Origin of the sequence: Chryseobacterium sp. OSA05B (assembly GCF_019970065.1) — a bacterium.
In the GTDB taxonomy this organism is placed as follows: Bacteria; Bacteroidota; Bacteroidia; order Flavobacteriales; family Weeksellaceae; genus Chryseobacterium.
Window position 1 is genome coordinate 1 of the sequence record NZ_JAHXYH010000013.1, and the last position, 13,310, is coordinate 13,310.

9 protein-coding genes and 2 pseudogenes are annotated in these 13,310 nt (G+C 32.1%); 4 read left to right on the forward strand and 7 right to left on the reverse strand.

Going from position 1 to position 13,310, the window contains the following annotated elements; genetic code table 11:
* Positions 1–720 precede the first annotated feature (720 nt).
* Positions 721–1,227 (reverse strand): hypothetical protein, encoded by a 507-nt coding sequence (locus tag LC419_RS23175; protein ID WP_223609584.1) that lies wholly within the window; start codon positions 1,225–1,227, stop codon positions 721–723.
* 66 nt (positions 1,228–1,293) lie between these two features.
* Positions 1,294–6,018, reverse strand: a complete 4,725-nt coding sequence (locus tag LC419_RS23180) for a hypothetical protein (protein WP_223609585.1) — start codon at positions 6,016–6,018, stop codon at positions 1,294–1,296.
* A 591-nt stretch (positions 6,019–6,609) separates the two neighbouring features.
* Between LC419_RS23180 and LC419_RS23185 the strand changes: the two genes are divergently transcribed.
* The 3 genes from LC419_RS23185 (at position 6,610) to LC419_RS24280 (ending at position 7,556) form a co-directional block, all read left to right on the forward strand.
* A complete protein-coding gene (locus tag LC419_RS23185; protein ID WP_223609586.1) occupies positions 6,610–6,771 on the forward strand; it encodes a transposase in 162 nt (53 codons plus the stop codon).
* Positions 6,772–6,860: 89 nt separating this feature from the next.
* Entirely contained in the window at positions 6,861–7,130 is a 270-nt protein-coding gene (locus LC419_RS23190; RefSeq protein ID WP_223609587.1) for a hypothetical protein, read from the forward strand.
* A 174-nt stretch (positions 7,131–7,304) separates the two neighbouring features.
* Positions 7,305–7,556 carry an integrase core domain-containing protein gene (locus LC419_RS24280; RefSeq protein ID WP_223609588.1) on the forward strand — a complete coding sequence of 84 codons (252 nt, stop codon included), beginning with the start codon at positions 7,305–7,307 and terminating at the stop codon, positions 7,554–7,556.
* 275 nt (positions 7,557–7,831) lie between these two features.
* On the opposite strand, the gene LC419_RS24285 is transcribed toward LC419_RS24280, so the two are convergent.
* The 4 genes and pseudogenes from LC419_RS24285 to LC419_RS23210 all read right to left on the reverse strand — a co-directional run bounded on the left by LC419_RS24285 (position 7,832) and on the right by LC419_RS23210 (position 9,815).
* Positions 7,832–8,050 (reverse strand): hypothetical protein, encoded by a 219-nt coding sequence (locus tag LC419_RS24285; protein ID WP_368734511.1) that lies wholly within the window; start codon positions 8,048–8,050, stop codon positions 7,832–7,834.
* Complete coding sequence (locus LC419_RS24290) at positions 8,035–8,226, reverse strand: integrase core domain-containing protein (protein WP_368734512.1); 192 nt, start codon at positions 8,224–8,226, stop codon at positions 8,035–8,037. The genes LC419_RS24285 and LC419_RS24290 overlap by 16 nt, the downstream gene beginning before the upstream one ends.
* Positions 8,227–8,313: 87 nt before the next feature.
* Positions 8,314–8,847, reverse strand: a pseudogene (locus tag LC419_RS23205) (IS3 family transposase); the annotation flags it as partial.
* A gap of 401 nt (positions 8,848–9,248) precedes the next feature.
* Entirely contained in the window at positions 9,249–9,815 is a 567-nt protein-coding gene (locus LC419_RS23210) for a hypothetical protein (protein ID WP_223609590.1), read from the reverse strand.
* A gap of 2,208 nt (positions 9,816–12,023) precedes the next feature.
* Between LC419_RS23210 and LC419_RS23215 the strand changes: the two genes are divergently transcribed.
* On the forward strand, positions 12,024–12,647 hold the full coding sequence (locus LC419_RS23215; RefSeq protein ID WP_223609591.1) for a hypothetical protein: 624 nt from the start codon (positions 12,024–12,026) through the stop codon (positions 12,645–12,647).
* Between the two features lie 266 nt (positions 12,648–12,913).
* Here the strand turns inward: LC419_RS23215 and LC419_RS23220 are convergent.
* Positions 12,914–13,092 (reverse strand): annotated as a pseudogene (locus tag LC419_RS23220) (transposase); the annotation flags it as partial.
* Between the last annotated feature and the right edge of the window lie 218 nt (positions 13,093–13,310).

The window sequence follows — 13,310 nt, forward strand, 5'->3', positions numbered from 1 at the left end:
CTCCAACTCTGGGTAAAGCCTTGCGGAATGGATAGCGGTTCTTTTACTCTGGCGATCTTACGTTTTTTGGATTTTCTTCTAAAGATAATCCTGCCAGTTTATAAATCCTGTGAAGCCTTTTATGATTACTTTCTCACCTTGGCTAAGAAGCCATGGTAGTATTTCCAGAACCGTCACGAGGATGACTTTCTCTCAACGATAGCAACTGTCTGTAAAGCACCGTGTCATATTTGATGCTTTTGTAAACCATAGAAATCCGACTGATTCCAACTATAACTATTCGGCACGCCCTGCAATAACCATTTCAGACTCTTTTTGCAGCTCTCCGATCAGACTCCGTTTGTGGCAGGGCTTTAAAACTTTTTTTTCGAAGGAGCTTACATAAGAAAAATACAAAAAATATTCTTTTTCTACAGATGATGCCATGATAAAGTCAGTTTACCTCACCCTAAAAGAAGCAACAAAAAAATAGACTATACCTCTTCAAATTGGGGTATTGTTCTTAATCAACTTATCCTTTAGTTGTGAGCAAAGGTTAAGATCATAAAATCCAAGCACTGAGTTTTTAACTTGCACACTTTGTGCGATAGTATTTAGATTAAAATAAAGCATTAGAATCCTTTTCTAAATTCGCGCTTAGATTAGTTTAAAATATTATACTAGAAATTTTTTTGATCTAAAATTAAATAATAATAATAATAATAATAATAATAATAATGCTTATGGCATCCAAAAAGACCAAACAGTCCCATTATATACTGCTAACTGATGTTTAGTTGTATCATATACGATCATTCCTGCAGATGGATTTATAATATTTAGATGTGGACTTGCAACTTTTGGTAATATCATTGCTTTGTTATTGTCTTCCAAAACTAAGATACCTGAAGTAGAGCTAACTGTACCTATACAAACTTTAGCTGTAGAATTTTCAATTTTAGCACTTTGTATGGTAATATCAATAGTTCCTGTATTATCTACACTTAAGTCAAACCAATTTCCATTTTTTAAAAATTTTACCTTATGATCAACAATGTCGTATATCATACTTCCATTTTGATTAATCCCACTTTTATCTTGTACATAGGGTAATATTAAACCTCTATTTTCAGATGTGGAAAACTCCAATGATACTGAAGTGTTAGTTACATTTGTTTTTCCTACAGAAACTTGCGCAATCATAGGAATATAATATAAAATACACGTACTTATAATTATTTTTTTCATTTTTTATTATTTTGTTTTAAACCTTCTAAAGGTAATATCACCATATATTTTTAAAGGGTTATCAGATTAGTCAGGACAAGTTTGAGTATTTAAGCAGTACCAGCCAAGGGTAGTTCCATTATCGACAGAAGTATATATTTTTAAACAATTATTGGTTGTATCATATACCAACATTCCTTCTACAAAATTTGTAGGTGTAATATCAATAGGATTATTTGAGCTGTTAAAAGAAACTCTATTGATTACAAATGCTTTACTTTTAGATTCTAATGCTAACCATCCTCCTTTTCTTACCATTGGCCAGTTCTCATTATTTGCTCCAGCTCTGCCTAATGAGGTAATACCTAATTTAGTTTCTAGAGATACCCCTGTTGTAACCGCCGGTTTATAACAGAAACGGAAAATATTTCCTAATGCATAGGATCCTGAAAAATTGTTGATTTTAGTTTCTATATAATAGTAAGTATTAATTCCATCAGCCAACTCAGTAGCAATTCCACTACTTATTACAGGTTGTTGGGTATTTGTTTGCCCTATAGCAGGCGTAATCCCTGGATTAAATCTAAATACAGATAAAGTCGATAAAAAAGACAAATCAGGGCTGGTATTATTAACTGTCGCTTTTAGAGAAGTAAGTTCTGATTGTGTAATATAAAATCTTACAACAGCTCCACCTGATCCTGTATTTGTGAAATTCCATCTCCTTTTTGCCAAATATGTAGATCCAAGATTAATCTCATTAGTATCTATATGTGTTGATACTGTTACATTAGCTAAACTTTGTGTATCTGAAGCATCCACTTTATCCTGTATTAATACCTGTACTTTTCTATTAGCAAAAGTCGAAGTATTAGCAACTCTATCCGCTTCGTTCATTACATAAATTTTATTAGATAAATTGTTGAAAGGATATGTTTCTATTTCTCCATTTAGCGCCAGACCATTTATATTTACTGGAGGTACTTTTATTGAAGTAATTCCATCTATGATTGTTCCTAAATCATACTGACCTGGGCAATTAAAATAATTAAAGCTACTTACAACAGCATCGCCTGTGGCAGGTGGTGTTAAAGTGAAATTTCCTGTTGTCGTAGAATTTCCGCTACTCAAAATATTAAAAGTTGTTGGAACTCCGAGTAAATTAATCGTTGTTTGGTAAGGACCAGTATTGTTCAAATATATTTCATATCCTATTTTAGCTTCATCACCAAGATTAATATGAATGTCTGCAGGGTCTGTAAGAGTAAGTTGTGCAGGAATAGCAGATGAATTAAAGTCCCATGAAGTTCCTGACGGTGGATTCGCACTCGATCCTGCTAAACCATTATACGTACTTACAGAGTTTGTTTTAAAAGGAACACCTGTTGCTTGAATATCAATAACTCCAATATTACATATAAACACATTTCCTCCAGATGCCTTTACAAAATTGTGTAGAGCGGGGCTTGCAGAACTTTTCATATTAAGAATAGCACTTAGATCTCCATTTTTCTCAATATTACCTGTTGGTAAGAAAGTGGTTGTCTTCCCGGCATAAAAGACATGGTTTCTATCTGTTTTCAGATTTAATATATTAACAGTTAGGTTGTCTCTAAGGTTCAGGGTCCCCTGCACAGACAGCCTTCCTGTAATTGTATTATTTCCTAAGAATTCCAGACTGTAATTATCAGTACCGTCAGCAGATGAGAACAATACATTATTGTATGTCAGCCCATCTCCTGCAAAGAACCCTCCTCCGTTTCCATTAGAGGAAAAATTACCTTTAAGATTAATTGTAGAATTCGTAGAGATAAAGTTTAGATGTCCTGCTGAGTTTTGAATCCTCCATATATATCTGGGATCTCCACTAAATCCACCCGCATCAAATTCATAAGAGACTAAAGTTATCGTACTGTTTGTAAGATCTATCTTACGGTTTAAAGTATTTGTAGACCATAAGGTGCCGGCTGTTATATTTTTACCATTGGTAAGGAATGATCCTCCGTTTACTCTAATCCTGGTAGATCCCAAAAAGCCATTCTGTAGGGTAACATTACCTGAATTAACGAAAAATCCTCCACCAATAGTTTTATTTTTAATATCTAATAATACATCTTGGCCATCGTCTCCTACAAATGTGAGGTTTCCCCCGAAAGAAACACTCATATTATTCCCTAAAGATATTTGCTGTTTGATGTTAAGATTTCCTGTACCTAATATTTCAAATGTCATATTATTAAGAATGGCATCCGCACCACTATCAATCCATTGTACAGACTTGGCACTTTGGTCATCACTAACTGTAACCTTCATTACACTTCCGTTTCCTGAAAGTTTATCGAAAATAACTTTATCAGTTATTGAAGGAATACATCCTGTGGAACTGCTTTGTCCATAAGTATCATATTTATTTAATGCCCAGTAACGTGGATTATTCCAATTTCCAGTATAACTGTTATCATCAGAATTTGGTCGCCAATAGAAGGTATTTTCTATCGGTATACCAAAATTGATATTAGTATTATTACCTCCATTTATCGTACCTTGCCCACTAAGATCCAAAGGGCTGGTATTTCCTGTATACTTTATATTTGAAAGATTTGCATAATTAGCGACAACATTTGCGATAGGAACATTGAGATTAAATTGTCCTCCGCTGATACTCTTAATTTTAGGTGCTATTCCACAATTTTCTCCGGCAGCATCCAAGTAACCTGCAATAATAGTAGCTCCCGCAATAAATTGATGGGTTTTATCCGATAACTTTAATGTTCCTGTTATGCTAGCCGACCCTATGTCATAAATACTTCCATTGACTGTTAAATCACCCTTTACATTAAGTGTACTTCCCTCACCGTTAAAATATAATACTCCTGTTGGACTCGTTTGTATAAAGGCAGGAAAATTGTTAGTTACAAAACGATGTTGAATATTTCCTGTTCCAGTTGATCTCCACAGGGAATTAGAATTAAAAATTAAATTAAGACTATAATAAACAGCCAAACCAGTACCTTCATTAATGATCGTGGCATCATTCATTCTTACAGTACCACATTCCCTAAAACCTGATTTTATTTGAAAAGTATGTCCTGCTCCACCTACATTATATTCTCTATTACTTTGTCTTGCCATAGACAAAACTCCTGCATATACTAAGTCAGAAATTTGACGCACTTTTCCAAGAGGTTCAATATAAAATCCTACATTTGGCATTTTCCGGTTTTGAGAACCACTTTTAAAATCAACTTTTGCTTCTGTCCTATTATAGAAATTAATTGTTTGATTGTAGGTAAGAATTTCCTTCATATTAGGATCTAAAGTGATATCGCCACCTAAATTTAAGTCATTAGATCCTTGCCAGTCTATTCCTGTTTGATCCAATCCATTCCACGTCATAGTATTACAGTAAGCATCTACATTGGCACCAATAATCATCACCTGATTATCTTCATTAAACGAGTTTGCGTCAAAAAAAACATTATCTAAAATGGTTGGCGGGCAGCTAGAAGCCCCTATAGGAACTCCCCCAGAAGATAAGGACCAATTCAGAGGATTATGCCATTCACCTGAATTTCCGATCCAGTATAGATTTCTTCCTAAATTCGGACTAATACTCCATCCCGTATTAGATCCATCATCTTTTCCATTACTTACCAGCACCAATGGCGATGCAGTTATATATCCTCCGCTACCATTCGGCATTTGTGCATTCACAGAAGCCAACCATAGTCTATCTACAGGTTGTGGTTGAGTTGCTAAATTAGTAAATGCAATAGAACCATTGTAAAAGCGGTATAAATCACAAGAATTTCCACCAATAAAAGATAGCTTATCTACAATCACTCTTCTTGTTTGTAATTCTGCGGAATAGCCATAATTTAAGTTTAAATTTTTAATTATAGTATTAACTCCGCCTGAAAAAGTTATACCATATCCATTAAACTCTTCTATATCACATTCATTTGAATTTCCATTATTTATTGTGAAATTCATGAATGCATTATTAGACATTGTAATTGTTCCATACTGGAAACCTGTTAATCCAGTATCGTGATGTTCAAAATAGGTTGGATTTGAAAAATTAATATTTGGCTTGCCTGTCAAACTTGTAAAACCACCAGTTGTTATACTCCAGGGATAATTAACGGTAGACATATTAAAGGTAGAATTACCAAAAGCGATACTTCTTGTCGATCCTGTTGATGTAGATGCTAAAAATCCTAAGCTGTATGTTAATCCGTTAAAATTTACACTTCCGGTTACAATTGTAATTCCCTTGTTTGAATTTGTATTTAGGGGTGTAATAAATTGCCACCCTCCATTCGATCCGTCGAACTGAAGTGTAGTTTCCAGATTTTGTCCTTTCATATCAATAATGTTACCCGTACTGTTTGATTTGAAAAGTAAATTTCCTGTTCCGTCATAAAAAAACTTATTAGATTCGGATAAGACCTGTATTCCTCCAAATAAAGAGAGAACACCATTACCATTTACAGTAACTTTATTTGCAGCACCTATACTTGAGACTCTCATATTTCTTGCTTGTACTGCGAGATCGAGATTAATAATATGATTAGTAGCACTCTTGAAGCTTCCTGAATTAAAGATAACATCTGTAGAAGCAGTAGGTGGAGAAACTGCTAGAGTAGGTGTAGTAGTGGTACTGGGATCTTGAGTACTCCAATTAGCAGGCACACTCCATTTACTATTTCCTGTAGAATTAGTCCAATAGAGAATTTGGGCGTTCATGATATTTATCCCTATAACAGGTAAAATAAATAATATAACTCTAATTAATAAATTTTTATTCATAGTCATTGTCAGTTTTTTAGTTAATTCACTTGTAGTTTTATAATTTGAGAGATAATATTTTTAAGCTTATTGATCTGTTTACTTATTCAAAATTTTTAATTAGTTCGAATATAGTATCAAAAATTTTGAATAAGTAAAAACTCACGATCATTTGTTTTAAAGTACTTCTTAAAAAATTATTTTTATGATACTTTCCAAAAATTTCCTACAAAAAAATTGAAAAATCAAATCTTAATTTTCAATCAATTTCAGCTTTTAAGACTTGATTAACTAAAGCTTTTAAAATCTTTATCAATGCACTAATTTAGATTGTTTAAGTATTAAACATCCTTAATTATATATTACTTTATGTTATCATTTGTGCTATATAAATAGAAAATTAATTAATTTATGATATCATTTTAAACGAATTTTTAATTTATCATTTTTAAATCCTTTTTCTCTATCTTTCCCAATCCACATTCATAGCTGCACAAAACGGGTAAATCACTAACAAAATTATTATTAAAATAATGCAATTACACACATATAAGGTAAATTTCCCTGTTTTTCAGACCAATTAAAATTATTAAATTTAGTTTGTTAGATATTATGAAAAAGGGCAAATTTTCAGAACATCAGATTATCAATATTCTGAAAGAATATAAATCTGTGAATGCGACAAAAGACATCTCTCAAGAACATGGTATCTCTGCGCATATTTCCTATCAATGGAAGCAGAAGTATGGAGGAATGGATGCGCAAGCACCTTAAGAAGTTTAAATCACTGCAGGAAAAAAATGTCCGTCTTAAAAGCATGTCTGTAGATCTGAGTCTGGATCATTGGATCTTAAAAGGTATCATTGAAAAAAGCTTTAAAGCTCTGTGAACGAAAAGAACTGGCAGAGGGGGTTGTTAACGAAACAGGAATCACTGTTCATAGGGCTTGTAAGATCGTGTGCATGAGCCGAAGTACGTATTATTATGGGCATAAAAAAGACGACCCAACAGTTATTTCAAAATTACTGGATTTGGCAGCGAGGTATCCTAAAACCTATTATGGTAAGATACGTTTGGAAGGTCTGCCTTGGACAGAAAAAGAGTACTCCGCGTTTATTGAAATATTAATTTAAAACTAAGAGTTAAGCGCAAACGTCGTGTTCCAAGTCGGATTAAAGAGAAGCTGATTGTCCCAGGCGCAGTCAATGAGACATCGTCAATTGACTTCATGAGTGATGCTTTGTCTAATGACAGGAGTTTTAGGGTGCTGAATGTCATTGATGATTATAATAGAAAGTCATTGATTAATGAAGTTTCTATTCAATTCCAAGTGTCAGATTGGACTAAAAGAATTATTCACATACAGACCTAAACCCAAGAGCATAGATAACGGTCCTGAGTTTTTATCCAAGGCTTTTGTGGACTTCTTTAAGGATAATGAAGTTGAACTGCAATATATACAACCGGGAAAGCCTGCACAAAATGCATATATTGAAAGGTTAAATCGTACATTAAGAGAAGATGTTTTTGGATACATATATATCTGTTCGGCTCTCTAATAGAAGTAAATACTATTGCTTAAGAGTGCCAGATCGATTACAATAGTAACCACCAGCATAAATCTTTAGTCCTTGGCTGTATGATATAGAAGTTTTAGTGTATTTTATATTTATTAACTGTTTGAAAAAGGGAAAGTCTTCAATAAAATTTTATAAATTCGTACAACTACATATTACAAGATATATTAGAAACTAGATCAACTAGAACAATGATTTGTAATAGCTACGACTTGATCATACAATATATTTTTCCAAATTTTTGAATTTACATATAATCAAAGATAGTTGGTGTTTTTGACAAAAATAATTCGTAATATTTTGCGGTTGATTAGAAGGGTGAACTTGCAACTATTTTTAAGACAAAATTTATATACTCTGTGCGCTACATTTTTAGATTGATTAGACATTAAATTTTGATACTCTTTTATTGTTAAATTTCCTAAGGCCGAATGCCTTCTGTGAGTGTTGTAAAATGTTTCTATATATTCAAACACAGAGAGTTTTTGGCATGATTTCTAGTTTCATATTTATTTTGATAGACAAGTTCGGTTTTCAGAGTTTTGAAAAAGCTCTCCGCTACAGCATTATCATAACAATTCCCTTTTCCACTCATGCTTCGAGTAATGTTTTTTCCGACTATTGATGTAAATTCTGTACACGCATACTGTATCCATCTATCTTAATGGAAAATCAAGCTATCATGATCCTGTAAAGGACGGTGAAGTCTTGCTATCTTCAAGGCAGCAATATTGGTATCCTAAACCTTCATCGTCTCACTTAATGACCAGCTGCTAACCTTTCTGTCAAACAAATCAATGACTGTAGTAAGATACAACCAATCCTGACCTGTGCGGATATACGTAATATCAGACACCCGAACCTCCTTATTGCTTTTAACCTGAAAGTTTTGATTCAAATAATTTTCAGCAACAGGGTATCGATGAAAAGAATTGGTAATTTTCTTAAATTTTTTCTTTACAATACTTCTCAGGTTGCGTTCTCTCATTAGTCTGGCCACCAAAGGACGTAAACCTCTCATTCCTTTTGCTTCTAATTCTCGGGCAATACGAGGGCTTCCATACCTCCCACCGCTCCATTGATAAATCCTGAAGATTTCTGCTGATAAAATGGCTCTTCTTTCTGATCGCTTACTATGCTTTCTTTTCTTCCAATGATAAAAACTGCTCCTACTTACCTTTAATATTTCGCACATCTTCCCAACAGGAAACACTCGAGCGTGTTCTTTTATAAATTTATATCTTACCCTTCTCTCTTGGAGAAGATGCCTACCGCCTTTTTTAAGATGTCACGTTCAAGCTTTGTTTCTTCTAATTCCTTGCGTAGTCTCAATAACTCTTCCCTTATCGGATCAGAGGCTATTTGTTTTTCCTTGCTAAGTTTTCCTTCTTTGTGAAGTTTTCGCCAATTGACTAGACTTTATTTACAGATCCCCAATTCTTCAGTTATCGAGGATATATTGCCTCGCTGCTCACTTAAAGATACTGCTTGGATCTTAAACTCTAAACTGTAATTTTTTCTGATCTTTTTCATCATCTTAAAGATAAAGAGTATAAGAATTGTGTCCTAACAAAGTTAGCAACTCAATTTTAATCTTTAATTATTTATAATATGAAACCATTTAATATGTTACCTAACCCTAAAAATGGCGCTTGCGCGTTTTTTATTTAAATCTTAAAACAGTTTCCTTACTAAAACATCTGGTTCTTGTCCCTGCGGAACAAGAAATGTCGCCTCACCACTTATTACATCATCTGAATCCAAGTAATAACCAACAATTGCAGATAATACGGAGTTAATATATTTCCCATCTTTATTCTGAAATGAATAGTTAACATTAACTTTATGAGCTTTGAGTCCAAAATTTATTCTTTTTGAAGTAAGTCTTGCACCTGTCGCATTTAAACAATTAACTTCTATTAAGCCCATATTGTTCTCATTCTCTGATGGTAAACCGGAAGAACCTATATGCACATTAAAAGAATTTCCATAATTACTAACGTCTACTCCACTAGTTGAACCAAGTCTAATATTAAAAGGCTTTCCTGTATTATTTCTAACAATAACAGAAACTCTAAAACGATCAAAATTAATTCCCTTAATATTCTTTATTTCCTTATTGATAAAATCCATAGTGACTTCAAGACCATCTATATTTAAGGTTCCCCCATCTTGTATTTTTTGTCCGTTTAAAGAAAAAAATAAAACTGTTGTACAAACTAAAACTAAAATTTTTTTCATGCTTTATTTATGATTTTATTTAATTAAATATTCCTAAATGTAATGTCATATTTTATTATTTTTTTTAAGATATGTAAAATAAGATATATTTGAGTAGCCTAAAATTTAAAATGAAACATACGAATTAAACAATATGAATCTTTATACATAATCACCTTAGGTTGAATTTTCGACTTAAATTATTATAATACTTACAATAATAAAGACAAAAATCAAAAGTTTTAAATACTATAAAACCATATAATTTTTTTTTTGTTTATACGATTAATTAAAATGACATAATATTCTAAGTAAGTAATTTTATTGGCTCTATTATTTATTACCAAATTTAATCCATTAATTATCTACTTATGTTATGGAACCACTTCAAAAAAAGAAAAATCTTTGTTAATTCTTACTTCTCTAGATTAAAAAAGAGAATTTTGATTAAATTACTCTTCTTAAATATTTATACTCAAATTCAATCAGCAAATAACCAAATATTAAAGACATTTTTATATATAATTTCAGTTAATAATAGTTATCAAATAATTAAAATAAATTAGGTAAACTTTCCTGTTTTTGAGATCAATTATAATTATTAAATTTAGTTTGTTAAACCTTATGAAAAAGAGCAAATTTCCACAAGATCAAATTATCAATATTCTGAAACAATATGAATCTGGAAAAGTCTTCGAAGAGGGTTAGTATTCAAAATCAGTGTATTTATAATTAAAAAAAGCTACTACATAGTAAAGACTTTTACGAAACAAATATCTCCAATAACCACAAATGCTTAAAAATTTTTTGAGCACCCAAATGAAAGCGAATCATAATCGTAATGATTTCAGAATCCGACATTACCGATTTTCTGTTTCTTCTCTTTTTATAATCTCCGAGTGCCTGAATCTTCATTTGTTTGATTTGGGAGTCAAATTCTTTACAAAAATCGTCAACTTATACAAAAATATTTGTAATTTGTTCTTTCAAAATCACAAGCAATGGTTCATTTAAATATTTAAATTACAGAATCTTAAATATATATTTATTGCTTTTTATTGCTGATTTTTATTCTGTTTCTTATCCCGAACTCAGGTTAAGTTGTCGCCAACTTCCATGAGTTTCATAATAAATCACTTTTTAAAAATTTTTACAAAAGTACCTAAAACTCTACTCAAACCCCACTAGATTTACATTAGTATTCGTTAGCATTACAGTTATAAATCTTCAATGTTTCATAATTTAACCCAGTCTTTGCGCAAGCCATTTATTAAAGTATATCTAAAATAGGAAATCTCTGCTATAGCATTGTCAGAGCATTTTCCTTTCTCACTAATACTTCGAATAATGTTTTTTCCTATTATTGACGTAAATTCTTTTTAGGCATACTGTATCACTCTCTCCGAATGGAAAATCAAGCTATCATGATCCTGTAAAGGACGGTGAAGTCTTGCAATTTTCAAGGCAGCAATACTTATATTCTGAACCTTCATCGTCTCACTCAATGACCAGCCATAACTTTTCTGTCATATAAATTAATGACCGTCGTGACAAAATCAACCCTGACCTTTTCGGATATAGGTAATAGCAGAGAGCCCCTAACCTATTTACTACTCTAACCTGAAAATTCTGATTTAAATAATTTTCTACAACAGGGTATCGGTGAGAGGAAACCTAACGAAGTCGTTCGGCGAAGCCAATTAGTAGTTTTCTTAAATATATTCTTTACAATACTTCTCAAAACTCTTTCTCTAAAAGGCTTTGCCATAAAAAGGCGAGAAGCTCGTATTCTTTTTAATTCTAGTTCTCTGACAATGCTGGCCCCCCACATCTGCCACAGTTCCAATGATAAATACTGAAGATCCCCGCAGATAAAACGGCTCTTCTTTCTGCTCCTTGAGTAGGTTTTCTTTTATTCAAATGACAGAAGCTGCTCCTGCTTACCTTTTAATCCCTTACACATCTTCCCAACAGGAAACACATTATTGTGTTCTTTGATAGATTTATGGAGAAGGTGTCTATCTCCCTTTTTTAATATTCCACGTTTAGGCTTTATTTCTTCAAGTTTCTTTCAAAGCCTCAGTAACTCTTCTTTTATAGGACCGGAGGAAATTTGTTTTCCTTTAAGCCTAACAAATACTAATGTCTCAATAACACCTGTTAATTGTTTTTTTTCTTTTTTAAGAAACATTCTTTTATACTTTTACCAAAAATTTAAACAAATTAAATATGACTAAATTCATTATTGGAATTTCTGTTCTTACATCAAGCTTTTTATGTGCACAAAAAAATAATGTATATGTAGGCGCAGGAGATGCAACTTTAAATCGTTCAATTTCTTTTCTAGACAAAATTTTTAAAAATGACTATCCCGTAATAAAAGAATGGAGCGGATTTCAGAATAATAAAGAAAAAGATATATCACATGATAGACTTATAACCACAGGATACCGCTATGTTTTAACTGATAGAATAAAAGTAGGTTTAGATCTCGCATACTCTACGAATAAAACATACTATTTGATAGAAAATAATTACACAAAAGATAAGGTTACAACTGTAGTAAAAGATCAATTTTATATAATAATGCCTACAGCATCATACAGTTATATTAAAAAGGGGCTATTTGACTTTTATGGCACACTTTCTGCCGGTGTCGCATTTAATAAAGTTAAATATTCCATTAAGAATAATAATTCTTTATCATTACAAAACCCAGATCAATCTTCTACATTGTTTGCTTATCAAATTACCCCTGCCGGATTACGTGTCGGAAAAAAAATAGGTGGTTTTGTTGAAGCTGGCTTCGGCTATAAGGCTGTCCTTGTAGCTGGTATTGATTATAAATTTTGATATTAATATACTATAATAAAAATGTTAAAGACAATATAATAATTATACTAGTTCTAAATTTTTATAAAGAGATAAATACAGCATTTATTTAAAAAAAACACTTAATATTTTTTTGTATAATGAAAATTTAAAGACACTATCCCACTAAGTGTGTAGAGTAAAAAAGTTAGGAAGCCGTCTCACAACTGAGGCGGTTTTTTTGTATATTATTTTAGGTTTTTGTTTTTATATTTGATAATCAGATTGTAATCTTCCACAAAAACCGGAACAGGTTTTAGAACCGGATCATCAGTAGGAAAAGAAATTTCGTTTTCATGTGTTTTCGGGGTTTTCCGTTGAGATTTTCAATTAACTGTGTCGTGTATTTGATTTTATGCATTTCTAAATTGAATTCAAAAAATACTGTCAATTCCTCCCAATTATCTCTCCATATTTCACAGCTGTAAATTCCAGTAATTGAGGTAATGTGGTCAAAAATAGGTGGTGTTTTTGACAAAGATAATTCGTAATATTTGGCGGTTGATTAGAAGAGGAAGTGAGCAATGCTGAGGAGCAACTTACCAGCAATACAATGAGGCTGTAAACAATAGTTTATAGGATGGTTTTGCCATCCTTTTTTTGTAAATTATTGGAACAGCTCTATGGCTAAAAAAACTTCTACGC